The organism is Cupriavidus numazuensis, from assembly GCF_905397435.1.
GTDB classification, from domain to species: domain Bacteria; phylum Pseudomonadota; class Gammaproteobacteria; order Burkholderiales; family Burkholderiaceae; genus Cupriavidus; species Cupriavidus numazuensis.
In genome coordinates, this window is sequence record NZ_CAJPVI010000001.1 from 382,440 (window position 1) to 408,516 (window position 26,077).

27 protein-coding genes and 1 pseudogene are annotated in these 26,077 nt (G+C 64.3%); 6 read left to right on the plus strand and 22 right to left on the minus strand.

Features of this window, described 5'->3' with window-relative positions; all coding sequences use genetic code 11:
• Positions 1 to 200: 200 nt before the first annotated feature.
• The gene (locus KHO41_RS01905; protein WP_211951601.1) at positions 201 to 383 is read left to right on the plus strand and encodes a hypothetical protein; all 183 of its coding nucleotides are present in this window, start codon (positions 201 to 203) and stop codon (positions 381 to 383) included.
• 39 nt (positions 384 to 422) lie between these two features.
• On the opposite strand, the gene KHO41_RS01910 is transcribed toward KHO41_RS01905, so the two are convergent.
• Positions 423 to 1,427, minus strand: coding sequence for a Bug family tripartite tricarboxylate transporter substrate binding protein (locus KHO41_RS01910; protein WP_211951602.1), 1,005 nt, complete (start codon positions 1,425 to 1,427; stop codon positions 423 to 425).
• A 136-nt stretch (positions 1,428 to 1,563) separates the two neighbouring features.
• On the minus strand, positions 1,564 to 3,192 hold the full coding sequence (locus tag KHO41_RS01915; protein ID WP_211951603.1) for an acyl CoA:acetate/3-ketoacid CoA transferase: 1,629 nt from the start codon (positions 3,190 to 3,192) through the stop codon (positions 1,564 to 1,566).
• 136 nt (positions 3,193 to 3,328) lie between these two features.
• Between KHO41_RS01915 and KHO41_RS01920 the strand changes: the two genes are divergently transcribed.
• Positions 3,329 to 4,108, plus strand: a complete 780-nt coding sequence (locus KHO41_RS01920) for an IclR family transcriptional regulator domain-containing protein (protein ID WP_211951604.1) — start codon at positions 3,329 to 3,331, stop codon at positions 4,106 to 4,108.
• 57 nt (positions 4,109 to 4,165) lie between these two features.
• On the opposite strand, the gene KHO41_RS01925 is transcribed toward KHO41_RS01920, so the two are convergent.
• The 4 genes from KHO41_RS01925 to KHO41_RS01940 all read right to left on the minus strand — a co-directional run bounded on the left by KHO41_RS01925 (position 4,166) and on the right by KHO41_RS01940 (position 9,087).
• Positions 4,166 to 5,473 carry an MFS transporter gene (locus tag KHO41_RS01925; protein WP_211951605.1) on the minus strand — a complete coding sequence of 436 codons (1,308 nt, stop codon included), beginning with the start codon at positions 5,471 to 5,473 and terminating at the stop codon, positions 4,166 to 4,168.
• 197 nt (positions 5,474 to 5,670) lie between these two features.
• Positions 5,671 to 7,344, minus strand: coding sequence for a urocanate hydratase (gene hutU / locus KHO41_RS01930; RefSeq protein ID WP_211951606.1), 1,674 nt, complete (start codon positions 7,342 to 7,344; stop codon positions 5,671 to 5,673).
• 194 nt (positions 7,345 to 7,538) lie between these two features.
• Entirely contained in the window at positions 7,539 to 8,294 is a 756-nt protein-coding gene (gene hutC / locus KHO41_RS01935; protein WP_211951607.1) for a histidine utilization repressor, read from the minus strand.
• Positions 8,295 to 8,406: 112 nt separating this feature from the next.
• Entirely contained in the window at positions 8,407 to 9,087 is a 681-nt protein-coding gene (locus KHO41_RS01940) for a Crp/Fnr family transcriptional regulator (RefSeq protein WP_211951608.1), read from the minus strand.
• Positions 9,088 to 9,203: 116 nt separating this feature from the next.
• Here KHO41_RS01940 and KHO41_RS01945 point away from each other — a divergent pair, with 116 nt between their 5' ends.
• The gene (locus KHO41_RS01945; protein WP_211951609.1) at positions 9,204 to 9,974 is read left to right on the plus strand and encodes a class II aldolase/adducin family protein; all 771 of its coding nucleotides are present in this window, start codon (positions 9,204 to 9,206) and stop codon (positions 9,972 to 9,974) included.
• A 1-nt stretch (position 9,975) separates the two neighbouring features.
• Positions 9,976 to 10,905 (plus strand): 2-hydroxyacid dehydrogenase, encoded by a 930-nt coding sequence (locus KHO41_RS01950; RefSeq protein ID WP_211951610.1) that lies wholly within the window; start codon positions 9,976 to 9,978, stop codon positions 10,903 to 10,905.
• 89 nt (positions 10,906 to 10,994) lie between these two features.
• Here KHO41_RS01950 and KHO41_RS01955 read toward each other — a convergent pair whose 3' ends face one another.
• The 9 genes from KHO41_RS01955 to KHO41_RS01995 form a co-directional block, all read right to left on the minus strand.
• Positions 10,995 to 12,425, minus strand: a complete 1,431-nt coding sequence (locus KHO41_RS01955) for an aldehyde dehydrogenase family protein (RefSeq protein ID WP_211951611.1) — start codon at positions 12,423 to 12,425, stop codon at positions 10,995 to 10,997.
• Positions 12,426 to 12,530: 105 nt separating this feature from the next.
• Positions 12,531 to 13,445 (minus strand): LysR family transcriptional regulator, encoded by a 915-nt coding sequence (locus KHO41_RS01960; RefSeq protein ID WP_211951612.1) that lies wholly within the window; start codon positions 13,443 to 13,445, stop codon positions 12,531 to 12,533.
• A 41-nt stretch (positions 13,446 to 13,486) separates the two neighbouring features.
• Positions 13,487 to 13,819: a ferredoxin gene (gene fdxA, locus KHO41_RS01965; protein ID WP_211951613.1), complete on the minus strand. Its 333-nt coding sequence runs from the start codon at positions 13,817 to 13,819 to the stop codon at positions 13,487 to 13,489.
• A complete protein-coding gene (locus tag KHO41_RS01970) occupies positions 13,819 to 14,592 on the minus strand; it encodes an enoyl-CoA hydratase-related protein (protein ID WP_211951614.1) in 774 nt (257 codons plus the stop codon). The genes fdxA and KHO41_RS01970 overlap by 1 nt, the downstream gene beginning before the upstream one ends.
• Entirely contained in the window at positions 14,589 to 15,779 is a 1,191-nt protein-coding gene (locus KHO41_RS01975; RefSeq protein ID WP_211951615.1) for a CaiB/BaiF CoA transferase family protein, read from the minus strand. The genes KHO41_RS01970 and KHO41_RS01975 overlap by 4 nt, the downstream gene beginning before the upstream one ends.
• On the minus strand, positions 15,776 to 17,161 hold the full coding sequence (locus KHO41_RS01980; protein ID WP_211951616.1) for an FAD-dependent oxidoreductase: 1,386 nt from the start codon (positions 17,159 to 17,161) through the stop codon (positions 15,776 to 15,778). The genes KHO41_RS01975 and KHO41_RS01980 overlap by 4 nt, the downstream gene beginning before the upstream one ends.
• 34 nt (positions 17,162 to 17,195) lie before the next feature.
• Positions 17,196 to 18,035, minus strand: a complete 840-nt coding sequence (locus KHO41_RS01985) for an ABC transporter permease (protein ID WP_211951617.1) — start codon at positions 18,033 to 18,035, stop codon at positions 17,196 to 17,198.
• Complete coding sequence (locus KHO41_RS01990; protein ID WP_211951618.1) at positions 18,035 to 18,829, minus strand: ABC transporter ATP-binding protein; 795 nt, start codon at positions 18,827 to 18,829, stop codon at positions 18,035 to 18,037. Before KHO41_RS01990 ends, KHO41_RS01985 begins: the two co-directional genes overlap by 1 nt.
• Before the next feature lie 2 nt (positions 18,830 to 18,831).
• On the minus strand, positions 18,832 to 19,863 hold the full coding sequence (locus tag KHO41_RS01995) for an ABC transporter substrate-binding protein (RefSeq protein WP_211951619.1): 1,032 nt from the start codon (positions 19,861 to 19,863) through the stop codon (positions 18,832 to 18,834).
• Positions 19,864 to 20,386: 523 nt separating this feature from the next.
• Between KHO41_RS01995 and KHO41_RS02000 the strand changes: the two genes are divergently transcribed.
• The gene (locus tag KHO41_RS02000; RefSeq protein ID WP_211951620.1) at positions 20,387 to 21,502 is read left to right on the plus strand and encodes a porin; all 1,116 of its coding nucleotides are present in this window, start codon (positions 20,387 to 20,389) and stop codon (positions 21,500 to 21,502) included.
• 272 nt (positions 21,503 to 21,774) lie between these two features.
• Here the strand turns inward: KHO41_RS02000 and KHO41_RS02005 are convergent, their stop codons facing one another.
• From KHO41_RS02005 to KHO41_RS02025, 5 genes are all read right to left on the minus strand, one after another.
• Positions 21,775 to 22,347, minus strand: a complete 573-nt coding sequence (locus KHO41_RS02005; RefSeq protein WP_211951621.1) for a hypothetical protein — start codon at positions 22,345 to 22,347, stop codon at positions 21,775 to 21,777.
• The gene (locus KHO41_RS02010; protein ID WP_211951622.1) at positions 22,344 to 22,970 is read right to left on the minus strand and encodes a hypothetical protein; all 627 of its coding nucleotides are present in this window, start codon (positions 22,968 to 22,970) and stop codon (positions 22,344 to 22,346) included. The genes KHO41_RS02005 and KHO41_RS02010 overlap by 4 nt, the downstream gene beginning before the upstream one ends.
• Positions 22,967 to 23,533, minus strand: coding sequence for a PAAR domain-containing protein (locus KHO41_RS02015; RefSeq protein ID WP_211951623.1), 567 nt, complete (start codon positions 23,531 to 23,533; stop codon positions 22,967 to 22,969). Before KHO41_RS02015 ends, KHO41_RS02010 begins: the two co-directional genes overlap by 4 nt.
• A 36-nt stretch (positions 23,534 to 23,569) precedes the next feature.
• Positions 23,570 to 24,217 carry a PAAR domain-containing protein gene (locus tag KHO41_RS02020; RefSeq protein ID WP_211951624.1) on the minus strand — a complete coding sequence of 216 codons (648 nt, stop codon included), beginning with the start codon at positions 24,215 to 24,217 and terminating at the stop codon, positions 23,570 to 23,572.
• Positions 24,218 to 24,422: 205 nt separating this feature from the next.
• Positions 24,423 to 24,683: a hypothetical protein gene (locus KHO41_RS02025; RefSeq protein WP_211951625.1), complete on the minus strand. Its 261-nt coding sequence runs from the start codon at positions 24,681 to 24,683 to the stop codon at positions 24,423 to 24,425.
• Between the two features lie 161 nt (positions 24,684 to 24,844).
• Between KHO41_RS02025 and KHO41_RS02030 the strand changes: the two genes are divergently transcribed.
• A complete protein-coding gene (locus tag KHO41_RS02030; RefSeq protein WP_211951626.1) occupies positions 24,845 to 25,036 on the plus strand; it encodes a hypothetical protein in 192 nt (63 codons plus the stop codon).
• Between the two features lie 637 nt (positions 25,037 to 25,673).
• Here the strand turns inward: KHO41_RS02030 and KHO41_RS02035 are convergent.
• Positions 25,674 to 25,946, minus strand: a complete 273-nt coding sequence (locus KHO41_RS02035; RefSeq protein WP_211951627.1) for a hypothetical protein — start codon at positions 25,944 to 25,946, stop codon at positions 25,674 to 25,676.
• A gap of 35 nt (positions 25,947 to 25,981) precedes the next feature.
• Positions 25,982 to 26,077: pseudogene (locus KHO41_RS02040) on the minus strand (IS5-like element ISCARN85 family transposase); the annotation flags it as partial.

The following is a 26,077-nucleotide window of genomic DNA, read 5'->3' on the forward strand; positions in this document are numbered from 1 at the left end:
TACTGAACAGGTGGGCAAGGCGGCACTGCGCACAGAGGTGTTGCGCAGTTCAGTTTCAGTATCGGTGTCGCGGATTTCAACAAGGTGTCACATGGCGCTGCCATGATGCGCACCTGTCCGCCGGCCATTGCAACCCGCGATGGCTGTTCCGGGCGCTTGCCATACGACACGGCAAGACACCGAACCCTTACCACCGAACAATGGATCTGGACTTCCTTCGCCAGGCGCGTGACCGCTTCCTGATGACTTCCACTGCGTTCCTCGGCCTGGCTGGCACGCCGGCCCAGGCCGCGCTGCCGGCCAGCGCCGCCAGCCAGCCGGAACGCGGCTCGCAACTGCCAGCCTGGCCGTTCGCGCACCAGGCGCTGCCGACAGCGGCCTGAGCGCCAATCGGGCTGCCAGGACGGCTCGCCGCTTCGCGCTCAGTCGCCGCGGATGCCGTTGTCCTGGATCACCTTGCCCCACTTCTTGTCATCGGCGCGCATGCGCGCCGCGAGCTGATCGGGCGGCATATACGAAGCGATAGTGCCGGCGCCAAGCATCTTCTGCTGCACCACCGGGTCCGCCAGCGCACTCTTCAACTCCGCCGACAGCAGCGCGACCACTTCCTTCGGCGTGCCGGTCGGGGCCAGCAGGCCGCCCCAGGCTGCGGCGTCAAAACCGGGGAAGCCCTGTTCGGCTACCGTCTTCACATCCGGCGTGAAACTCACCCGTTTTGACGATCCCACCGCGATCGGGCGCAGCTTGCCGGCCTTGATGTGCGGCAGCGCCGCGATCATGTCCGAGAACATCATCGGTACCTGGCCGGCCAGCAGGTCGGAGATGGCCGGCGCGCTGCCCTTGTACGGCACGTGCTGCACATCGAAATGCCCGAGGCTCTTCAGCAATTCGGTCGACAGATGGCCGAAGCTGCCGTTGCCCGCACTGGTGTAGTTCAGCGAGCCCGGCTTCGCCTTGGCCTTGGCGATGTACTGCTTCAGGTCGTTCACATCCGGCATGGCCTGAGGATTCACCACCATCACGATCGGCAGTTCGTAGGCCGCACCGATCGGCGTGAAGTCCTTGAAGATATCGTAGCCCTTGCGCGGAATCAGGTGCGGCGCCAGCAGCGTCGGCGTGGCGAGCACCAGCAGCGTGTAGCCATCCGGCGTGCTCCGGGCAACCCCTTCCGCACCGATCGTGCCCGATGCGCCCGGACGATTGTCCACGACCACGGTCTGCTTGAGCGACTCGCTCATCTTCTGCCCGATGATGCGTGCCGCGGTGTCGGTGGGACCGCCCGGCGGGAACGGCACCACGAGGCGGATCGGCTTGTTCGGATAACCCTGCTGTGCAAACGCGGTGGACGCGGCGAACGGCACGGTGGCGGTCAGGATAATGGCGGCGCCCAGGCGGCGCGCGAAAGTACGTCGGCTTGTCTTGTGCATGATGGCTGCTACGGTGCTGCGATGAATCGGAAACGATGAATCCACTACGGTAGGCATGCGGTCTGGGCGTGTCTCCTCGATGGCCGGTACGTGCCGGCCTTCTGATGATCGATGTTTGAAGCGGATGGGTACGCGCTCAGAGGCGCATCGGCCCTGCCCGGAACAGTCGCGCATCCATCTCGCGCAACTCGGCTGCAACCGCGACCGGCGTCGCGCACTGGTCGAGCACATCGCGCTGCAAGTCCATGCCGGGAGCGATCTCGACCAGCGTCAGGCACGGCTCGCCGCCGTCATCGGCGCGCATCTCGAACACGGCACGCTCGGTGATATACAGCACGGAGATGCCGAGCGACGCGACATAGGGACCGTTGAAGCTCAGGTGCGAGACTTCGGGCACGATTTTCTTCACGCGCCCTTCGCGCACGATCTGCAGCTTGCCCTCGGCGGCGCGGACTTCGAGCCCGCCCGCGGTCAGCGTGCCCATGAACACCACGGCACGCGCGCTCTGCGTGATGTTGATGAAGCCGCCCACGCCGGCAATCAGCGCGCCCTCGCCTTCGCCGAATTTGCTGACATTGACGTTGCCGTGTCCGTCAAGCTCCGCCAGGCCCAGGATCGCCAGGTCGATGCCGCCGCCTTCGTAGAAATCGAACTGCGCGGGCTGGTCGACCACCGCTTCGGGATAGGCCGATGCGCCGAAGCTCAGGCCATCGGCCGGCGTGCCGCCGATCGGACCAGCCTCTACGGTCAGCGTGAAGCCGTCGAGTCCCGCTTCGGCGGCCATCATGCCGACCGCGGCCGGCATGCCGACACCAAGGTTGACCACGCGCGGCCGGCGGCGCGCGAGTTCCATCGCGGCGCGACGCTGCACGATGGTGCGTGCGTCAGGCGGGGCGTCCGAAGGCGTGGCGGCCGCAGGCGGCGGGCTCGCCGACTCGCCTTGCCACGGCGTCACGTAGGCCGGATTGAACCCCTCGGCGAACGTCATCTGGTGGTTGGCCGGATTCTCGCAGACGACGACATAGTCCACGAGAATGCCCGGCACATGGATCGCCTGCAGGATCTCGTGATGGTCGACCACGCTTTCCACCTGCGCGATCACGATGCCGCCGGAGTTGTGCGCGGCCTGCGCCATCGCCAGCAGTTCGTGATGGAACGCTTCGCGATGCGTGCTCAGGTTGCCGCGCGTGTCGGCAGCCGTGCAGCGCAGCAGCGCGCAGTGGATCGGGAAGCTCGGATAGAACAGGTATTCGTCGCCGCGGAAATTCACCGCCTCGACCCAGCTGGCCTTGCCGTCAGCCAGTGCGCGGCGCGCCCGTTCGTTGACTGCGCCGCCGTGGTAGCGCGCGTCCTGTTCCGTGCGCGGATCGACAAACGTATGCAGGCCGATCTTCGTCATCACGCCGGGCTTGCCGCCGGCAATCGCGCGGTACAGGTGCGTGAGCACGCCCTGCGGCAGGTTGTAGCCCTCGCATTGCTCGGCCATGGCCAGCGTGGCCAGCCGCGTCGCCGAACGCCAGTGGCCGCCAACGATGCTGGCCGTCATGCCGGCATTGCCGAAGTGATTCACGCCGCGCGCACCGCGGTCGCCCTGCCCGGCCGAGTACACCAGCGTCAGGTCGCGCGGCAGCCCGCTTTGCAGGAAGCGCTGCTCCAGCGCCTCGGTAATCGCCTCGGCATGGCCCGCGCCGACAAAGCCTGCGCTGGCGACGGTCCAGCCGTCCTGGACGAGTGCGGCCGCTTGCTGCGCGGTAATCACCTTCATGGCGGTCTCCGTGTTTTGTTCTATGCGTTTTGCGAACATTTGTTCGCAAAACGCATATCATACGGAGTTGCCATCCCGTCGCGCAAGTCCGGGCAGGCATGGAAAATCCCGCCATTTCCCGATCCACGACAGGCTCATGTCCGACCACGAAGCGCCCAAGAAAGAAGAACTGCTCGATTCGCTGACCAAGGGGCTGGCCCTGCTGCGGCTGTTTGCCGGCGGCGCGGAACGGCTCACCATGCAGGAAGTGGCCGAGCAGCTCGACGTCACGCGCGCCGCTGCGCGCAGGCTATTGCTGACGCTGCAGCACAACGGCTACCTGTCGCAAGACGGCCGCGAGTTCGCGCTCACGCCGCGGGTGATGGAACTGGGGTACGCCTACTTCGCATCCATGAACCTGCCTCAGCTCGCGCGGCCCTATCTGCAGGCGCTATGCGCGCAACTGGGCGAAAGCTGTTCGGTCGGCGTACTCGATGCGGAATCGGTCGTGCTGGTGGCGCGCGAGGAACCGCGGCAGTTGCTGCGTGTGGACATGGCGCTGGGCCGCCGCATGCCTGCGTATGCGCACTCGCTCGGGCGCGTGCTGCTGGCGGGGATGGAGGATGATGCGCTGGACGCGTACCTGGCCAGTGCCGAGCTGCGCAAGCTCACACCGTTCACCGTCAGCTCGCGGACGGCGCTGGCGCGCACGCTGCGGCAGATCCGCGCGGACGGCTACTGCGTGCTGGTCAGCGAACTGGTCGACGGCTATGCCGGCATCTCGGTGCCGCTGCGCAACCAGGCTGGCAAGGTGGTGGCAGGGCTCGGCTACAGCATGGTGCTGGGCAGCCGGGACAAAGCCCATCTCGAAACTCGGTTCCTGCCGCCGCTGCTTGAAGCAGCGGCACAGATCGAAGGGATCCTGCAGGCGCGCTGAGCGGCAAGTACCGCGTCAGCGCATGAACGAGCCTGCGGTCAAACGCCATCGCAGCGTTTATTTCAGTCGACGTCCGAGCGTCTCGGGCACCATCGCCAGGCCGATCAGCGACACCAGGCCGCAGCCGATCACGTAGAGCGCGGGCGCATTGGCATCACCGGTGATCTGGATCAGCCGGGTCGAGAAGTACTGCGCAAAGCCGCCGAAGATGGCGATGGCCACGCAATACGCGATCGACAGGCCGGTCGCACGCAGGCGCTTCGGCAGCACCTCGCTGACCAGCACCATCGACGCGGGCGAGGTCATCGACATCGGCACCGACAGGCAGGCCACGACCACCAGCAGACGCGCCAGCGATGGCTCCGCGTTGATCAGCATGAAGGCCGGGTACACCATCACCAGCAGCGCCACGCGCGACCACAGCACCACCGTCTTGCGGCCGACGCGGTCGGCCAGCCAGCCGGCGAACGGCGACAGCACCACCTGCACCGCCGCCGCAATGCAGCCAGCCCAGATACCGAGCGACAGCGGCATCTTCAGCACGCTCACGGCGTAGTTGCTGAGGTAGTAGATAACGATATAGGTCGACGAGGCCAGACCGATCATCAGCAGGACGCTCGCGAGCACTTCGCGTGCATGCTGGCGCAGCAGCGGCCATTGCGCAGCGTGTTCGCCGTGGTGCAAAGGCTCTGCAGTTTCCTCCAGGCGGCGGCGAATCAACAGGCCGACCGGAATGACCAGAATGCCGATCAGGAACGCGAGGCGCCAGCCCCACGATTCCAGCTCGGCCGGCGCCAGCACATTGCTGAGCACCAGGCCCGTGACCGCGCCCATCAGCGCCGCCAGGCCCTGGCTGAACGGCTGCCACGCGGTATAGAAGCCGCGCGTGCGGTCATCCGCGTATTCGAGCAGCAGCGCGGTCGATGCGCCCATCTCGCCGCCAATGGCGAAGCCCTGCACCAGCCGCGCGAGCACCACCATGGCCGGTGCGAGGATGCCGATCTGCGCGTACGGCGGCGTCACCACGAAGATCAGCGAGCTCAGGCCCATCAGCCACAGCGTCAGCGCCACGGCCGGCTTGCGTCCGGCACGGTCGGCGTACATGCCGATCAGCAGGCCGCCCAGCGGACGCATGAGGAAGCCGACGCCGAACGTGGCGAACGACATCAGCAGCTGGCCGGTCGGGTTGTCGACCGGAAAATACAGCCGGCCGATCAGCGTGGCAAAGAAGCTGTAGACAACGAAATCGTAGAACTCCAGGCCGTTGCCGATCGTGATGGCGGCAATGGCGCGCGCGCGGGACAGAGCTGGAGTCGGGGCGCCAGTGGCGCCATCACAGGCGGGCGCAGTGATATCGGAGGGCATGCGGATTGTCTCCCGGTGATGCTTTTGTGGAATCAGTCTGTTTGCTCCCCTCTCCCACGCAAGTGGGAGAGGGGCTGGGGGAGAGGGCCGGCGTCTCCACGAAGGAGAGCGTGTCGCCATTGCGAACGCCCGCCCTCTCCCTCGCCCCTCTCCCGCAAGCGGGAGAGGGGAGCAAACATGGGGTTCTTGGACTCTGTTCAGCCGCGCAGCATCGGCAGGTCCAGGCCCTGCTCGTGCGCGCAGTCGACGGCGATCTGATAGCCGGCGTCCGCATGGCGCATCACGCCAGTGGCGGGGTCGTTGTTCAGCACGCGGGCGATGCGCGCGGCGGCTTCATCGGTACCGTCGCAGACGATCACCACGCCCGAATGCTGCGAGAAGCCCATGCCGACGCCGCCGCCGTGGTGCAGGCTCACCCAGGTCGCGCCGCTGGCGGTGTTGAGCAGCGCGTTGAGCAGCGGCCAGTCGGACACGGCGTCCGAGCCATCCTGCATGGACTCGGTCTCGCGGTTGGGGCTCGCGACCGAACCCGAATCGAGGTGGTCGCGGCCGATCACGATCGGCGCCGACAGCTCGCCGCTGCGGACCATTTCGTTGAATGCCAGACCCAGCTTCGCGCGCAGGCCCAGGCCAACCCAGCAGATCCGTGCCGGCAGGCCCTGGAAGCTGATGCGTTCACGCGCCATGTCGAGCCAGCGGTGCAGGTGCTCGTCGTCGGGGATCAGTTCCTTGACCTTGGCGTCGGTCTTGTAGATGTCCTGCGGATCGCCCGACAGCGCGGCCCAGCGGAACGGGCCGATGCCGCGGCAGAACAGCGGGCGGATATAGGCCGGCACGAAGCCCGGGAAATCGAAGGCATTGGCCACGCCCTCTTCCTTGGCCATCTGGCGGATGTTGTTGCCGTAGTCGAAGGTCGGCACGCCCATCTTCTGGAAGTCCAGCATGGCCTTCACGTGAGCGGCCATCGACGCCTTGGCGGCCTTCACCACCACGGCCGGCTCGCGCTGCGCACGCTCGCGGTATTCGTCCCAGCCCCAGCCCGCCGGCAGGTAGCCGTTGAGCGGGTCATGCGCGCTGGTCTGGTCGGTGACCATGTCCGGGCGCACGCCGCGGCGCACGAGTTCCGGCAGCACTTCGGCGGCGTTGGCGCACAGCGCGATCGAGATCGACTTGCCTTGCGAGGTGTAGCGGTCGATGCGGGCCAGCGCGTCGTCGAGATCGGTGGCCTGCTCGTCGACATAGCGCGTCTTCAGGCGGAAATCGATGCGGCTTTGCTGGCATTCGATGTTCAGCGAGCAGGCGCCCGCCAGCGTCGCGGCCAGCGGCTGCGCGCCGCCCATGCCGCCGAGGCCCGCGGTCAGCACCCAGCGGCCCTTGAGGTTGCCGCCGTAGTGCTGGCGGCCGGCCTCGACGAAGGTCTCGTACGTGCCCTGCACGATGCCCTGGCTGCCGATGTAGATCCACGAACCGGCGGTCATCTGACCGTACATGGCCAGGCCCTTGGCGTCGAGCTCGTTGAAGTGTTCCCAGTTGGCCCAGTGCGGCACCAGGTTGGAGTTGGCGATCAGCACGCGCGGCGCGTCGCGGTGCGTGCGGAACACGCCGACCGGCTTGCCCGACTGCACCAGCAGCGTCTCGTCGTCTTCCAGGCGGGTCAGCACCTCGACGATGCGGTCGTAGCATTCCCAGTTGCGCGCAGCGCGGCCGATGCCGCCGTAGACCACCAGTTCCTTCGGGTTCTCCGCGACCTCGGGGTCGAGGTTGTTCATCAGCATGCGCAGCGGGGCCTCGGTCAGCCAGCTCTTGGCGGTCAGCTGGGTACCACGCGGGGCACGGATTTCGATATCGCGGAAACGGGGGTTCTCACTCACGGCACAACTCCTTCGGGATTTCGGAACAACTGGCCTCGGCACGGCCGGGAAACATCATCTGATAGGGGTGTATAGTGTTGTATATACAAGCATAGATGTATTGGGGTATTCCCGAGGACCGACAAAGAACCTAAGCCTTGAAGTGACTGCGCCCGGACTTTGCCGGGCGCGAGTGTCGAACTAGTAACGCGGGGTCAGGAAGTGAAGCGCCCTTCCAGCCGATGCATGGAGCCTGGATGCAGCAGGCGCACCGACGTCACGACGCGGTTGCCCGACCACGTGCGCCGGCGGATCAGCAGGCACGGCTCACCGCGGTCGATCTGCAGCAGCGCGCATTCGTCGGGCGTGGCCAGCACCGCTTCGACCACGTGCTCGCCCTCGGTCAGCGGCGCCACGCGCGACAGGTATTCGTAGGGCGTCTGGCGCGTAAAGTCCTGCTCGAGGTAATCGGCCGCGACTGTCGGGTTGACGTAGCGGTCCTCGAGCTGGATCGGCACATCGTCCTCGTAGTGCACGATCACCGTGTGGAACACGCGCTGGCTCTCGCCCACATCGAGCGCGGCCGCGCGCGCGGCGCCCGCAACCTCCTCGCTGCTCTTGACCACCCTGGCATGGTGGCGGCGGCCACGCGCCGCGATTTCCTCGGCGATGTTATTGACCGCATACAGCGCGGAGTTGCGCTTGGGCTCTGCGACGAAAGTACCCACGCCTTGCATGCGCACCAGCATGCCGTCGGCAGTCAGTTCGCGCAGCGCGCGGTTGACCGTCATGCGGCTCACGCCGAGTTCTTCGACAAGCTCGGTTTCGGAAGGCACGCGATGATGCGGCGGCCAGCTGCCATCGGCGATCTTGCTGCTGATGAACTGCTTGACGCGCGCATAGAGCGGTGCCGGCAGCGTATCGGACAGCCCGGCGGCGGGCCGGCCCGGCTGTGCGGTGGCTTGAGACAAAACTGTTTTCCCGTGGAGGCTGGCGCCGCCGGCAATGCTGCCGCGGTGCCCGCCGGACTTGTATAGAGCGGTGTTTACATCATCGGCGAATGTACCACGCGGCGCACCCCCCTCAACCGGTTGCCAGCTTCCTGAGTGCCGCGGGCTGCAGCAGTTCCACCTGCCGGTAGTGGCGTCGTATCCAGCCCGCCTCTTCCCACGCCTGCAGATACTTGGCCACGGTCTGGCGCGAGCGGTTGACCATGTCGCCGAGGTCTTCGGCCGACACGCGCACCACGTGGTCGGTGCGGTCGGCCAGTTCGAGCAGGCGCGCGGCCATGCGCGCATCGACGGGCGCCTGCTGCGCATGCTCGGTATGGTCGAACGCCACGCGCAGCCGTGCGCACATCTGCTGCACGATCAGGTGCATGCCTTCCGGATGCGCAACCAGGATGCGGTCGAAGTCGCGGCGGCCCAGCACCAGCAGTTCGGTGCTACCGACTGCGAACGCGTCATGCGTGCGCGGCTTGCCGTCGAGCAGCGAGATCTCGCCGAACCACCGGCCGCGCCCGATCACCGCATAGACCGACTCGCGCCCGCTCGCGCTGACGCGGCTCATGCGCACGCGCCCCGCCAGCACCATGCAGAAATACGTGGGCGGATCGCCGCGCGCGAAGATCATCGCGCCATCGCCGAAGCGCTGACGGCGTGCGGCCTTCTGTACGGCATCGAGCACGCGGGCCGACGCATTGTGCAGCCAGCCAGTCGTGATCACGCTGCGCGGCAGCGCCTTGCCGGAATCCACGCCTTTCACATCACCCTCCCGCTGACCAAAGCGAGATTGTCCAATACTTAACAGACTTGCGTGCGCCCGCGGGGGCAGAATGCCACGGCACTCACAACACAGAAAGCACCCCCGGAGGCATTCACATGGCGCAAGTTCAACTCGTCGATTCCGTCAGGAATCAAGTTTCCGACGCGGAATGGCAGATGCGCGTCGACCTGGCAGCGGCCTATCGCCTGGTCGCGCATTTCGGCTGGGACGACCTGATCTTCACGCACATCTCGGCACGCGTACCCGACGCGCCGGACCAGTTCCTGATCAATCCGTACGGCATGCTGTTCGACGAGATCACGGCGTCGAGCCTGGTCAAGGTCGACCACCACGGCGAGCCCGTGCTCGACACGCCGTACGACGTGAACCCGGCCGGCTTCATCATCCACAGCGCCGTGCATGAAGCCCGTCCGGAAATCGGCTGCGTCATGCATACGCACACGCCGCACGGCGTGGCGGTGTCGGCGCAGCAGGCCGGCCTGCTGCCGCTGTCGCAACAGGCGATGTTCGCGCGCATGGGCCTGGCCTATCACGACTACGAAGGCGTGGCGCTGCGCGAGGACGAGAAGGCTCGCCTGGTCGCCGACCTGGGCCGCAGCAAGCAGATGATCCTGCGCAACCATGGCCTGCTGACCTGCGGCCGCGCGGTGTCCGACGCGTTCCTGACGATGTACACGCTGGAGTCGGCCTGCCGCATCCAGATCCTCGCGCAGAGCGGCGGCTCGGCGTTGACCACGGTGCCGGAATCCGCCAGCGCCGACGTGGGCGAACAGGCGCGCCAGGCGACCAAGGGCAAGGGCTCGGGCCTCGCATGGCCGGCCCTGCTGCGCCGTTTGGACCGTATCCAACCCGACTTCCGGAACTGACATGGGCATCCTCGTACATCTGCCATCGTTCATGGCCGGCGCCATTGGCGCCGCACTGCGCGAAGCCGCGCCCGACATCCCGGTCTGGATCGGCCGCGAAAACGCGCCCGCCGACGAAGTCGAAGCGATGATCGCCTGGGGCCTGAAGCCTGGCGTGCTGCCCGCCTACCGCAACCTGCGCCTGATCTGCAGCGCCGCGGCCGGCGTCGACAAGCTCGTGAGCGCGCCCGATCTGCCCGAAAGCATGCCAGTCACGCGCGTGGTCGATCCGGGCCAGCAGACGGGCATCGCGCATTACGTGCTGGCCATGGCCCTGCGCCATGCGCGTCGCCTCGGCACTTATGCCGAGCAGCAACGCCGCGGCGAATGGAAGCGCCACCCTGCCCCCGACCTCGCGCACTACCGCGTGGGCGTGCTTGGCATGGGCGAGATCGGCAGCGCCGTCGCGCGCACGTTCGCGTCCATCGGCTTTCCGGTGGCGGGATGGAGCCGCAGTGACAAGGGCATTCCGGGCGTGACCGACTACACCGGTGCCGAGGGCCTGTCGGCCATGCTCGCGCAGACCGATATCCTCGTCTGCACGCTGCCGCTGACGCCGCAGACCCACGGCCTGCTCAATCGGGAAACGCTGTCGCAACTGCCCGCCGGCGCGTTCTTCATCAACGTCGGCCGGGGCGAGCATCTGGTCGAGCCCGACCTGATCGCGCTGATCGACGCAGGCCATCTGGCCGGTGCGGCGCTCGATGTGTTTTCGAAGGAACCGCCGGAGCCCGGCGATCCGGTGTGGAACCATCCGCGCATCGAAGCCACGCCGCATATTGCGTGCGATCCGTCGTATGAATTGGTCGCGCAGCAGTGCGTGGAGAACGTGCGGCGGATGCGCGATGGCAGGGAGTTGCTGAACCTGGTCGATCGCACGGCCGGATACTGAAGCAAGCCGACAAGCCTGACAGGCCAGCACAAGCCGCATCCTTGTTCACGCAGAGTGCTCAGGGATGCGGCCATAGCGCCCCGCTGACCTTACCCGGCCACGTAGGCCGTCTTTACCGTCGTGTAAAACTCGGCCGCATAGCTTCCTTGCTCCCGCGAGCCGAGGCTGGATGCCTTGCGGCCGCCGAATGGCACGTGGTAGTCCACGCCTGCGGTGGGCACGTTGACCATGACCATGCCCGCCTGCGCGTGCCGCTTGAAATGCTGTACATGCTTGAGCGACGTAGAGCAGATGCCGGTAGCAAGGCCAAATTCCGTGTCATTGGCAAGCTCCAGTGCATGCTCATAGTCGCGCGCCGGGATGATGGCAGCAACGGGCCCGAAGATTTCCTCACGGCAGATCCGCATCTCGTTGCTGCAGTCGGCAAAGATGGCCGGCGTCAGGTAATGGCCCGGCGTGGCACGCGTCACGGCTTCGCCGCCATGCACAAGCCGTGCGCCTTCCTGCTGCCCGATCGCGATGTAGCTCAGATCCTGCTCGATCTGTGCGCCGCTGACTACTGGCCCGATGTCAGTGCCGGTGGCAAGCGCATGGTCGATCTTCAGGCCCGCAGTACGCTCGCGCATGCGTTGGACGAAGCGCTTGTAGATGCCCTCCTCCACGATCAGCCGGCTGGACGCCGTACAGCGTTGGCCGGTGGAAAAGAACGCGCTCTGTACCGCGCATTCGACCGCGACGTCCAGGTCGGCATCGTTGAGCACCACCATCGGGTTCTTGCCGCCCATCTCGAGCTGGACCTTCGCCAGCCGCGTCGCGGCCGCCTGTGCCACGCGGGTGCCGGTAGCAACCGACCCGGTGAACGAAATCGCGTCAATGCGCCAATCATCCAGCAGGGCCTGGCCGACCTCCGCACCCCGGCCCATCACCAGGTTGAACGTCCCCGCAGGCAGCCCGGCCCGGCTGATGATTTCCGCCAGCGCCCAGGCGCAGCCCGGCACGAGCTCCGCCGGCTTGAATACGACCGTGTTGCCGAACGCGAGCGCCGGCGCAATCTTCCAGGCTGGAATCGCGATCGGGAAGTTCCACGGCGCAATGATTCCGACCGTACCGACCGGCTCGCGCGTGACCTCGATCTCGATGCCCGGGCGTACCGAGGCCAGCTTGTCGCCACGCTGGCGCAGTGCTTCACCGGCAAAGAACTTGAAGATATTGCCCGCGCGCGCAACCTCGCCGATGCCCTCCGGCAAGGTCTTGCCCTCCTCGCGCGACAACAATCGGCCGAGCTCCTCGCGGCGCGCAAGGATCTCGCTGCCGATCCGGTCCAGCGCATCGGCGCGCTGTTGCGGCGTACTGCTCGCCCACAGCGGCGCCGCTGCATGCGCTGCAGCGATGGCCTCGTCTGCCTGGGCGGCATCGGCCTGGGCGTAGTAGCCGACGATGTCGGTGGTGTCGGACGGGTTGATGTTGGCGACAGTGGTGACGCCCTCCAGCCATTGGCCGGCGATGTAGTTGCGATTCATTCGAAGGTACTCACGGTTGATGAGGGATGGAACGGGCGACAGCCGCCCGCTCTCCCGCCCAAAGCGGGAAAGATCAAGACAAGCCAAGTGCGGGACGCCGGGTGCTCAGGTATCGAGCAGGGACAGCTCCACCTGTTTCAGGCGATGCACGATGCCTCTGACGAAGTCATGCGTGACATTGGGCAGCGCACGCTGAGTCGGGGTGATGATGCCGACGGTCAGCGCGTTGATATTGGGCTCGTCGAAGGGACGCCAGACCACTTCGCCGCTCGCGATTTCCTCCACGAAGGCAAGCTTGGAGAAAAACGAGATGCCCCGCCCCGATGCGATCAGCCGCTTGAGCAGCGTGGTCGAGTTGCAGGTGACGCTGGGCGTCAGCAGATCCCAGAATTCCGCAAACTTCGGAGACACCACGCCCTGTATCGGGGAGCGCCCCTCCAGCCGCAGGAACGCGTGGTTGCGGCAGTCCGCAAAGCTCAGGCGTTCCTGCCTGGCCAGCGGATGCGACGATGCCATCACCACTCCGGGCGGCAGCGCCACCTGTGCCGCCACGTCCAGGCCGGCCGGGAGCTTGGCGATGAAGGTGACGCCGACATCGAACTCGCCGCCCAGCACTTTGGACGGCACATCCCAGGGCGTAACCGCTGCGATGGAGTACGTCACGGCCGGATAAAGCTCCGAGAAGTCTTCCACTGCCGCGGGCAGGAAGTCGACAAAGAGCGAGTCCATCGCCACGACCGACACGTGCCCTTTGCGCTCGTCCTTGAGTTCGTCGAGTTCGCTGCGCATCAGGTGAAAGTCGTTCAGCGTCACGCGGATATGCTGAAGCATCCGCTCTCCGGCCGCGTTCAGGCGGATGCCGTTGGGCAGGCGGTCGAACAGGTCGGTGCCCATCTCCGATTCCAGCTTGAGGATCTGCCGGTTCACCGCGCTCGACGCAACATAAAGATTCTGCGCAGCCTTGCGGATCGATCCGCAACGGGCGACCTCGACAAAGTACTTCAGAATGCTGGCGTGCATGACCTGTTCTCCCCGATTCGCGATACCGGCGCGATCGCTATTTACCTGTCCCTGGCCGGAAACGCCGCGACAAGGGGATGATCGCATGCCAGTGGGCCGACATAGTCCGCACCACCGGGTGAGCCAACCCCGCTAACCCCGGCATGGAAGAACTCCCGGTTGATGTCAGCGAACACCACTTCCGCCGGCGGCAACTCGACATCCTCGTAGATGGCTTCGGTCGGGCACACCGACACGCACACCCCGCAGCTGATGCATTCGTCGGGATGGATGTAGAGGGTGCGGCCGCCTTCATAGATGCAATCGACCGGACAGCATTTTACGCAGGCGCCGTCCTTGACATCGATACAGGCCGAGGCAATGACGTAAGCCATCACCGCCCCTGCCACTGCGGCTTGCGCTTCTGCTGGAAGGCCAGCACGCCTTCGTGCGCGTCCTCGGACTGCAGCGCGGTCACCAGCGCCGGCAGCCGCAAGGCCTGGGCGTCGGCCGGCGACAGCGTCGAGGTGCGCCGCACCACTTGCTTGATGGCCTGCTGGGACAGTGGCGCGCAGGCCAGCAGCGCATCGACCCAGCGCTGCACCGCCGCGTCCAGCCCTTCGCGCGGCACCACTTCGTTGACGAGGCCGATGTCTGCGGCCTCGCGCGCCGACATCCGCTGCCCCGTCAGCAGCATCGCCATGGCCTTGCGGTAGGGAATCTGCCGCTGCAGCAGCGTCATGCCGCCATCGAGCGGCATACGCCCGACGAGCGCCTCGGGCAAACCGAAGCTCGCTTCCTCGCACGCCACCACAATATCGCAGCCCAGCACCATTTCGAAGCCGCCGCCAAGCGCGAAGCCGTTCACGCGAGCGATCACCGGCACGTTCAGTGTCTCGCGCAGCGCGATGCCGCCAAAGCCACCGGGACGCGCCGCGCCCCAGTACTCGAGACCCGTGGTTGCGGGATTCTTCAGGTCGGCGCCGACGCAGAAGGCACGCTCGCCCTCGCCGGTCAGCACCACCACGCGCACGTCGCGGCGGTGTTCCAGTTCGCTCCAGATGCGCTGCAACTCGGCCTCGGTGGCCAGGTCGATCGCGTTGAGCACATCGGGGCGCGAAAGCGTCACCGTGGCGACGTAGTTCTCGACTTGCAGGTGTACGCTCATACTGCCCCCACACTGGTATTGGCGCGCGCGCGGGCCACTTCGCCCAGCACCTCGTCGTTGTGCTGGCCAAGGCGCGGCGGCGCCCGGCGCAGGCTGACCTGGGCTGACGACATGCTGATCGGGCTGCCGACGAACCGGACCGGCCTGCCTTCTCCCTGGCCTTCCAGCAGGAGCTGGTTGTGCAGGGTCTGCGGGTCCTTCAGCGCCTCGCGCAGGTCGCGCACCGGCGCACACAGGATGTCCTGCTCTTCCAGCCGCTGCAGCCAGTGTTCGCGGGTGCCGGTGGCAAAGCGTTCGCGCAATGCCGCCTGCAGCGTGGCCTTGTTCTCGAACTGGCGGTTCAGGTCGCAATAGCGCGGATCGACCGACATGTCTTCAAGGCCGAGCGCGGTACAGATGTCGCGCAGCGGGTTCTCCTTGAAGGCGCCGACCATCACCAGCGGCCCCGTCAGGGTGTGGAACACACCGGACAGCGGCATCGCGGCCCAGTTGACCTCCGAGTCCTCCATCATGATCATGGCCGCTTCCTGCATCTGCATGGCCAGCATCGAGTTGTAGAGCGACACGCTGATCTTCTGTCCCTCTCCGGTGCGGGCACGGTGCAGCAGGGCCAGCAGCACGCCCTGCACCATATGCATGCCAGCCGAGTAGTCGGCCAGCGCGGTCGGATAGACGGAGACCGGCACCGACTCGTCGGCGCGGCGCGCCATGACGCCGCTGACGGCTTGCGCGAGAACGTCCTGACCACCCTTGTGCGCGTAAGGCCCGCTCTCTCCGAAACCCGTACCGACCGCGTAGATGATCCCCGGGTTGAGTTCGCGGCATGCCTCGTAGCCGAGGCCCATGCGCTCCATCACCCCCGCACGGAAGTTGTTGACGACCACGTCAGCGCCGGCGATCAGCGCCCGCACATCGGCCATGGCCTCCGGATCGCGCAGGTCGAGCGCGACGCTGCGCTTGTTGCGGTTCAGGCTGCAGAAGATCGGGTTGTCGGCACCCGCCACCGGCGCGAAGGTGGACCGGCTGAGATCGCCAGCTCCCCTGCGCTCTACCTTGATCACGTCGGCGCCGTAGTCCGCCAGCGTTTGCGTGCACACCGGCCCCATCATCACCTGCGTGAAATCGATCACGCGGATTCCCGTCAGCGGCAAGTCTTGCTGCATGTTCTCGTTCTCCTTCTTGTTCATGCTGCCTGCGCCTGCGGCACGTATGCGGCCAGCGCCGGAATATCGGCATTGCGGCCGCTCTGGTCACCGGGGTCCGCGCCCTGGGCACGCAGGGTCTTCTGCACGCGGCTCACGTCGACATCACGCACCCGCACGCCCGACTGAAGCGCCACTGCCGCCGCGACGCCCGCCGCTTCGCCCATCGCCATGCACGGCGGAATCTCGCGCGAAATCTTCTGCGCCTGCGAACTGGCCGAGTAGTGGCGGCCGGCCACCAGCAGGTTGTCCACCTGCTTTGGCAGCAGTACGCGGTACGGCATGTAGTAATCGCGGCCGCGCGCAATGCTGTCTTCGAAGCGCACGCGCTGCGCCACGTCTTCCTTGCTCATTACGTACTCGCCTTCGAGCAGGCGCGTCTGGCGCACGCCGGTCTGCGGCGCGACGTCGATCAGGTAGCACTGCTCGAAGCCGGGAAGCTTCTCGCGCACGAACTCGATCACGGCGTGAATGTGGCTGCGCCCCTGGAATTCAGCGCGGGTCAGGTCTTCCGCCTTCAGGCCGTCGATGCCGGCCATGTGCGGGCAGTTGCACCACACCACGCCCGGCAGCGGCGTCTTGAGCCACCACAGGCCCCAGGAGCCGCCGAGGATGCGCTTGATCTGCCGATCGAGCTGCGCATAGGCCTCCGGTTCCTCATGCTCGAATCGCTCGGCGGCTTCCGTGTCGACGCCACCAAGGCGGAACACGGTGGTGGTGATATAGCTGCCACCGATGTGCGGCGCGCCGGCCGAGGCGGCGACGTCCAGGTCGCCGGTGGCGTCGATCACCACGTCGCCCAGAATGGCCTCGCGCCCGCTCTTGGTTTCGCAGATCACGCCCTTCACCTGGCCGTCCTCGACCAGGGTCTGCGAGAACCAGGAGTGCAGCCGCAGCCGGACGCCGGCTTGCTGCACCATGTCGAGCGCCACGCGCTTGTAGGCATCGGGATCAAAGGCCGCAGCAAAGCAGACCGGGTGCGGCGTCTTCTGGCTATGGAAGTCAAACGTGCCCCAACGTCCCCAGCGTCGGTAGGCGGCAGGGTCCTCGCCCCATTCGTTGGACTTCGGGAACCTGGCCAGGCCAAGCGCGGCCATGCGCTCGATCATGGTCATGCAATTGCCGCGCACCGAGATTTCCTGCTGGTGCCCGTCCCACATGTCGTCGAGCACCAGCACCATGCCGCCGGAGGCCAGGCCGCCCAGGTGGTTGTAGCGCTCGAGCAGGATGGTATCGGCGCCGTTGCGCGCAGCCGCCAGCGCGGCCGACAGCCCCGCCGGGCCACCCCCCACTACCACCACATCGGCCTTGGCTGCGACGCGCACGTCCCGTGCCGGCTGCTGGATCCAGTCACTGATCTTGTTCATTGCTATCCTCGGAATAATTGTTGTCGCGCCGTCTTCAATGGGCGTTCTGGGGTTGCCACTTGATAAGCCAGCGCTCGAGCGCCGCGATTACCAGGAAGAAAGTGCCGGACATCGCCGCACACATGACGATGGCCGCATACAGCAAGGCGGAGTCGAAGGCATAGGTGGCCTGGATGATCATGGCGCCCACACCTTCGGTCGCGCCGATCCACTCGCCCACCACCGCGCCGATGACCGACATCGAGGCCGCGATTCGCAAGGCGGAAAACAGATAGGGCAGCGAATTGAACAGGCGCAGCTTGAAGAAGATCTCCCGCTTGCTGGCCGACAGCACTTGCATCAGCTCCAGCGATTGCGGATTGACGGCTTCCAGCCCGCGCACCATGTTCACCAGCGTCGGGAAGAAGCACACGATGGCAGCGATGGTGATCTTCGGTTCGATGCCGTTGCCCATGATCAGCACCAGGATCGGCGCCTTCGCCACCACCGGGATCGAATTGATCATCACCGCCACCGGATAGAAGATCTCCTGCAGCGTCTTGTTGTGAACAAACACAGTCGCCAACACGATCGCGAGCAGGTTCCCGAGCAGGAAGCCGCCGACTGCTTCGATAGTGGTCGGGAGCAGGTTCTGCAACAACACGTCGCGCTTGTCGAACAGTGTCTGCAGCACCAGGCCCGGTGACGGCGCGATAAATGGCTTGATGTCGAACCCCGCCACCACCGCCCACCACGCCAGCAGCAGTCCGGCGATGCCCAGCGCAGGCATGGCACGTGCCCGCCAGATGCGGCGGCGGCGGCCGGCAAAGTAGGCATCCGCCTCGGCATCCGGCCCCACGTCCGGCAGGTTCAGCTTTATTTGCGAAGTGCTCATCAGCAGGTCTCCAGCACGCGCCGCAGATGCGCGCTCAGTTGTACGAATTCGGACGTTTCACGAATATCCAGCGTGCGGTCCTCGGGCAATGTGACCGGCACGATCTCCTTGACCCGGCCCGGGTTGGCGGCCAGCAGCAGCACGCGCTGGCCGAGGAATGCCGCTTCGTAGATGCTGTGCGTGACGAACAGGATGGTCAGTCCCATTTCGCGCCAGACGCGGCGCAACTCCTCGTTGAGCCGGTCGCGCGTAATTTCGTCGAGGGCGCCGAACGGCTCGTCCATCAGCAGCACCTTGGGGTCGCTGACCAGTGCCCGGGCGATCGCCACGCGCTGGCGCATGCCGCCAGACATCTCGTGCGGGTAGGCATCCTCGCGGCCTTTCAGTCCGACCAGTTCGAGCAATTCGCGCGGGGTCGCGCGGCCGGCGCGCGCGCGGCCATTGGCGACTTCCAGCGGCAACTCGACGTTCTGCAAGGCGGTGCGCCACGGCAGCAGCGCCGCGTCCTGGAATACGAATCCGATATCGCGGCGAGCCCGCGCAACCTGCGGGGCCACGTCGAGCACCTGGATCTCCCCGCGGCTTGGCTTGACCAGATCGGCAACCACGCGCAGGAAGGTCGATTTGCCGCAACCCGAAGGGCCAAGCAAGGTCAGGAATTCCCCGCTGGCCACATCGAGGCTCAGGCCTTCGAGAGCCGTCGTCTTGCGGCGGTCGGTGAAAAAGCGGACGTTGATATTGCGGCAACTGATCGACAGCGCCGAACTCGAGAGATTGGGTTGAGCTGCGTGCATGCTTACACCATCAAACGGGAAGACTTGGTGGCCTGCAGGATGTCGAGCGTCATCACATCCTCAAGCTTCGGGGGGCGCGCGCGGAATTGGCCGAGTTGCGCATACAGGGAGATCTGCTCCTGCCACACGGCGGGATCCATCGTGCCCCAGCCCTGCGTGCGGCTGTCCTTGCCGAAGGCGTACCCCATCAACGAATCGATGGCGGCGCGTTCATCCGCTGCATTGAGGCTTGGGTAGTCCTTGAGCAGCAGGTCGACAGCCTGGTCGCGGTTCTTGTTCGCATAGACCCAGCCGCGTGCCGTCGCACGCAGGAACCGCTGCAGCAACTCCGGATGCTTGCTCAGCGTGCTGGTGTGCGCGTAGTAGGGCAAGGCATAGAGGCGTACTCCCGAGTCCCACAGGCTCAGGTCGACGCGGTCCGCACCTAGCGCCTTCAGGGCGGAAACGTTGGTCTGCCAGCCCGTCACCGCATCGACGCGGCCGCTCAGCAGCGGCGTCATGTCGGCCCCGATCGGCACGATATTGACCTGGCTCTCTGCGATCTTGTGCTTGACCATCAAGGCCTTGAGCAGCACCAGGCCAGTAGCCTGGATGCCGATACGCTTGCCGATCATGTCCTGCGGGGAGCGGATCGGCGTCTTCTTGAGCGAGAAGAAAGCGTACGGATGCTGTTGCAGGCCAACCGCGAAGCATTTGACCGGCAGGCCTTCCGACACGGCCAGCATGACCGAGGGGCTCGAAGAGATCTGTCCGACCTCGCCACGCCCGGAGGCGACGATGGCCACGCCATCGATATTCGGGCCTCCGGCCTGGATCTTGAAATCGATCCCTTCCTGCTCGTAGTAGCCGAGGCGCTTGGCCACGACCTCGCCTACCTGGTTGCCGCCGGGCACCCAGCCCAGTTGCATATTGATCATGGCCCGATCGGCCGCAAGGCAGCGTACGGACAGCAATGCGCCCGAGGCGGCCAGTCCGCCCGCTGCGACCGACGTCTGCAGCAGTTGGCGGCGCCTCGGATTTTCCAGTCCTGACATCTACATCTCCTTTGGTTTCTCTTGCATTCCGCTGGCCTGGCAACACCGGCCAAATCTCGTGTGGGTCTATTCTGCGTGGGCGCAGGTGCTCTAACAAGAATCGTTTTTAGAGCATTGGTGATGCCGAAATTAGAGCACTGGCATCCAGATCACCCGATGTGCCCAAGCGGGCGCCCGGCGTGGCGGTGAGCGAAAAATTCGCTCGATGGGAGCCAAAATCTGTGCTTCCTCGGGCGGATTTCCTGCGCAGACAATGGCCCTAAATCTCGTGAAAAAAGAGATTCAAGAGGAGACCAATGTGAAGAATGTGTTTAGCCGGCTACCCGGCATTCCTACGTCCACGCCCGCCGGCATGCCTGTTCCGACGCGCGCGGCATTGACCGCGGCCTGCGGCACGACCGCACTGCCCACCTAGCAGCTTCCCGCCGCTTCCCCAGCCCCGCCTTTTTCGATCCCTGTGCACATGCGTGCATCCGGGGAGGACGTCCCTTATTCATTCATTGCCCATTAGGAGAACATCTTCATGAAGCGACGACTCATCGCTGGCGCTGCCATGCTGCTGGCGTACTCGACCCCCCATGCGGAGAGTGGGGTCAATCTGTATGGCCTGATTTCGACCGGCATCCTGTATGCCAACAATCAGAATGGCCACTCCCAGGTGCAGATGCCCAACGGGCCGATGCAGACGCCGCGCTGGGGCTTGCGGGGAACGGAAGAACTTGGCGGCGGGGTCAACGCCTTCTACACACTGGAAGGCGGCTTCGCCATCGACACCGGTACGCTGTCGCAAGGCGGTCGCCTGTTCGGGCGCCAGGCGTTCGTCGGTATGTCATCGCAGCAACTGGGCACGATCACCCTGGGGCGGCAGTACGATCTGCCCGCGGCTACGTTGTGGCCGTATGAGTCGGCCACGCAGTTCGCCGCATTTGGCACGCACATCGGCGACAGCGACAACGTCTTCAACACCTTCCGCGTCAACAACACGCTCGCGTACAAGAGCCCTACGTATGGCGGACTCCAGTTCGCCGGCATGTTCAGCCTCGGCGAGAAGCCGGGTGATTTCCGCTCGAACAATGCCTACAGCCTGGGGGTTTCCTACAAGAGCGGCGATCTGTCCGTGGGTGTCGCCTATGAAGAACTGAACACGCCGAACAGCGCCAGCAACCAGTCCGGCGCCGTGGTGGGCGACTACGGCTTTACGTCGCCGTTCGTCACGAGCCTGGCAAGCGGAGCGAAAGTCGAGCATCAACGCATCTTCGGCTCCGGCGGCGCCTACCAGTTCGGCAAGACAGGCGTGTCGCTGCTATACACCAATGTGCGCTTTGACTACCTGGACAAGACCAGGCTGACCGTCAACAACGGCGAGATCTCGGTCACCCACAACATCTCGCCCGAACTGCTCCTCGGCGTCGCGTACATCTACACCTGGGGCGAATACCAGCCCGGGGGCAACCAGCCCAAATGGCACCAGCTCAACCTTGGCGCCGACTACTTCCTTTCCAAGCGCACGGACCTTTTCCTGGTCGGGATCTACCAACGTGCGGCGGGCGATGCCACCTATGCGCAGATCTATACGCTGTCACCGTCGTCTACGAAGTCACAGGTGACCGCCGTAGCGGGGATTCGCCATAAGTTCTGACGGCTACGCAGCGCGCGCCTTGCAGCGGAAATGAAAAAAGGGCTTACAGCGAATCGCTGTAAGCCCTTTTTGGCTTAATGGTGGGCCTCCCGTGAGTCGAACACGGCACCAACGGATTATGAATTCCAAGAATTCCGATTCTCGCCACCTCCTACAACTTGCCTAATCTGCCACAAATTGGCCACTAGCCTGACCTCCCGCCGATTCGTTGTCGGCCGCATAATTCCGCTGCTGTAGCTTGTCCATCGCCGCCGCAATGATCAGTCTATTGGTCATCGTTGCTTCTCCTCATCGTTGCGGGTCTCATCGAACACCTTGAACTTCTTCACGTCCGCGACCTTGTAGTAGAGCGTCATGCTCGCGATCTTCTTAGCCGGAATGCGGGCCACAAGCGCCGATCGCACGAAAGCTGCGCTTCCGTTTCCGTCGCTCGTCATCACGCACACGTACCGGCTCGCGCCCTCCTGGACAATCGCATACGCCGCGCTTTCCGGCGGCTCGATTCGCTCGGGCTTGAACTTGCCTAGCGGCACGGCACGGCGGAGATAGCCGCGATACTTGCCGACCATTACGAAGTCATTCATGCCTCGCTGGCTGGTCGCATAGCCAACGGCCAGAGGGTTGGACCTGATGCCGGGTTTGAATACCGTATAGCCGGGAACCGCGTACTCGTCTTCCAGCACCTCCGGCCCGTCGATAGGCGTGATCACAATGGAACTGCGCATCGCCTTATCGAACAGCAGGCAGCTATCCATAATCGCCTCCGGCGGCCTCTCCGCGTATGCCTGCATCGAGACCGCGCAGAGGCTCAGCAATATTGCGGCGGGGGCAGCTCGTCGAATCATCGGTACTCCTTCGCACGGGTAACGTTCACAAAGTCCCGGCCGTAGCGCCAGAAGATCGTTCCACCGACACCGGCAGTGGACTCATACACCCATGAGTATCGGCCAACTTCCTCCTGTGAGGTGACGACCTTTCCGTTGACTTTCTTCTTGACCGTCTTGTTGAGGATCTTCAATTTCTCCGAGTCCGGAATCCCATAGACGTTGTGTGCCGGGTCAATGTGAACACCCTTCTTCACCTTGGCGTGGTTCTTGTAGTTGGACTTGATGTCCGCGCCGTCCCAGAAGTACGCACCATTCGAGTAATCCTGCCCACCCGCGAAAGCGTTCTTGGAAGCCTTGACGGCATCCGACAAGGCGGCACTCTTCACAATATCCGTATCCTTGGCCTTCATCATCTTCGCATACCGCTCGTTTCCGTCCGTTACTGCGAAGGAGAACGTCTTATCACTCTTCGTGAAAGAGTCGATGGTCGTGTAGCCACGCGCCTTCATCTGACGAACCATGACGCTGGCGATGGCCGCCATCTCTTCGTAGCTGTCTTGCGTGGAAGCCTCACCGTAGGCGATGGACGCTAGAAGGCGCTCTTCGGACGTTAAGGGGGATGCAGCCTTAGAATCGCTCATGCTCGGGTCTCCTGAGACTTGTCCAGCCAAATCACGATGCGGGTTGAGAGCCCGCCGCGCACCGTCGCGCTCCGCCCACCGTTCAACGCCATGTCTTGACTAACGCGTTCACCATCGATAAACAAGTCATGGCGATAGCCGGATGCGGGTTCGCCTGTGCTCGCATCAATTAGTTCGTAGTATTGCTCGATGATTTCCTCTCCGTCTTGAAGGGCGGAGGGTTCTGCCCGATACGAGTTGGAAGCAGACAACGGAGGCGAGTAACGGGCACTCCTGTTGACCTCGACCGTCGAATCTCTTTGCGTATTGAACACAGTTGGATGCTCAGCACACTTGCAGTACACGCGCGCACCGTTCACGAGCACTTGCGTGCCATGATAGTCACAACTGGGATAGCAATCATTGAATACGGGGCCAGATGACTTACAGACCGGGCACGTTGCAATATCCCCTTCGATGCCCATTGCCACTCCGTGGTGGGCAAAATTTGGGCGAATCGCGATAAGTTGCCCGCCCGTGCTGGTCCGGTCACCATGCTTTAGAAAATACCGTGTATCAGGCATCGATACCTCCTTCTTTCGTCGGTGGTAGATGGGCTCTTAGCGCCGCATGACCGTGAACATGCTGGATGACACTGCGCCGACGCGCTCAGGGCTATCGGTAATCGTGTCGCCGTTATCCAGCTTGCTGCCGACGAAAGCCAAGGGTTTGAAGTCGCCGTTGTCCACCAGACCCAAGCCGCTGACGATGCGCGCTGTGGAACCGTCGCGATAATGAATCAGGTCCCCCACTGCGCCAGCGTTGCCGAACATATCGGGCAAAGTCCATCCGCTGGAAACCTCGCGCAACACCCCGCCCCGTGCGGTCGTCGCGCCGCGCATGGCGAGCCGGTAACGCGGCGGGGCGGGCCGCGGCACATAGGCCAGGTCAAAGAGCCCTTCAACGGTGTCGCCCTCGCGGACCACGATCCCCCGGCCAGTCTGAAGCGTCTCGACAATACGGTCCCCGTTGCTCAGGTGACTGCCTACCAGGGCAAACGGCTTGTCTCCGCTGTAGGCATATCCTCCGGCACCATCGATAATCACGGCCTCGCTACCATCGTCGTAGGTCACTACGTCGCCAACATTCGCGACGGCCAAACCCATCAGAACAAGACCACTGGTGGCGGTAGTCACCCGTCCGCCGAGCGCAGTCTTCGCACCGATGGTTGCAAACAGATGTTGAATAGGTTGCTGCGATTCTTTCATTCGTAATGCCTCCAGATAGCTACCAAGGCAGCCAGCGACTGCCGCAGGCGCAATGCGCACCGGCGTTGCATACGCTGCCAAATGCGAGGCGGGGGATATATAGGAAAATGCCTAAAGTGATTTCGACTTTCTAAAGGCAGATTTCAGAGGGATTGATGACAAGGGCCGGACGGGGTTTGCCCGGCCCGTCGTCAATGCGGCCTAGTCACTGGCGAAACCATACCGCGCTGAGGGCCTCGAAATCGCGCGAGGACTTTGTAGACATCGGCAGCAGTGCTTCGGCCTTGGGCAGCACCGCCCCCGAAGGTTCGATGTAATCCAGGCGCTTGCCCACGAGCATGGACGAGGCACGCGAACTCGCGCACAGGCTCATTGAGGAGTATGACGAGACGGACAGCAACCCGGCGTTAGCACCCCACGCGACCTTGAGCCCGATCACGGCGCAGCAGGCCCGCGTGGTAAGCAATGACGGCGGTACGTTCGACGCGGAGCAAATGGAGGTCGAATATGCGCTGACCGTTCGAGTGTGCTACGAGGCGATCCGCGACTGCGATGACCCTGAGGTACGCATGCAGGCTGCCCGTCTGCTTCACAGCGCGTCGGGTATGTCCCGCCAAGGAGAATGCAATGACCCACCGTATCGAGATCACCAGATCCGAAGCGAAGGCCCGGGGATTGACTCACTTCTTCACCGGCACGCCCTGTGAGAATGGGCACGTCGCGGAGCGGTATGTGTCGAATCTGCAATGCGTGGAGTGCAACCGAGCCCCGTTGCAGGCGCTTGCACCGCTGCTGAACAAGATCACGTTCAAGCTATGAGAGCGCGAGTCAGCCTGGCCACACTGCGGAGGCTTGATCGCGTCGAGCAGTCGCGCAGTGTGAACCGTCCTCGCGGGGCATGGCCGGACATGATGGGCGCCGAGGAATGGGAAACAATTGCGACGGAATACCTCGCGCGACTGTGTGGTCAAGAGAGCTTGCCCGAGCCACCTCCCATCGCTAACCACAACGACGTGACCCACCGGTACAAGCCGAGTGCGTTCATGCACGGAATGGAGGTCGGTGGAAGATGAACTGAAGAACGTCAGCGTCTTGTCCAGCGGGGCGCTGATGCAGTCGAGCCATAGGAAACCGTCGCTCGTTAATCAAACGGAACCAGCAGCAGGGCGACTCATACACCGCCTGATTCTGCCTTCAGCGGGTGCCACATGGCACCCGCTGTCGTTTGTATGGCCGCGCGGCGACAGCGGGCGGCTGGGGCCGCGATCACCACTGGGGGCGCCTCTACCCTACGGGCGAGCGCTGTGCGCGGCCTGTAGCGGCGCGCCTGTCAGCAGGCGAAGAACAAGCAACCGTGAATTACTTGGACGGGACAGCTAAGTTCCTGCTGCGGTTGCGATTTGTTCGCCTCTACCCGCAGCACATAAGCACTGTGTAAGCCTCAAGCGGAAGCCGGTTACCGAACCCCAACGTCGATAGGGCCGCCGATGACACCCGACTCGTCCCACTCGACATTGCTAATGTCAATGAACGCGACCTTCACATTCGGGTTCTTCCTTTTAAACGAGTCAGACAAGTCTGCCTGTGGCTCGTTGAACTCGACGATGAATTCGTCGTCGCCCCAGCGTTTGAGCCGGTAAAAGGTTAGGCCGCCAGAGAACGACAGCTTTACGTCGTCGTCCAGACCATCGAGTTGGCGCCTCAACTCACCGACTGTCAGTTCGCTCATGGTCACCTCTTGTGAATAGTTAGGGCCTGTTCACACTATCTGAGCCCGTCGACGATGAGCGCAAAATTGATGAAGGCGATGAACATCACGTCCAGCTTGTCGAACCGGGAGAAGATGCGACGAAAGCCTTT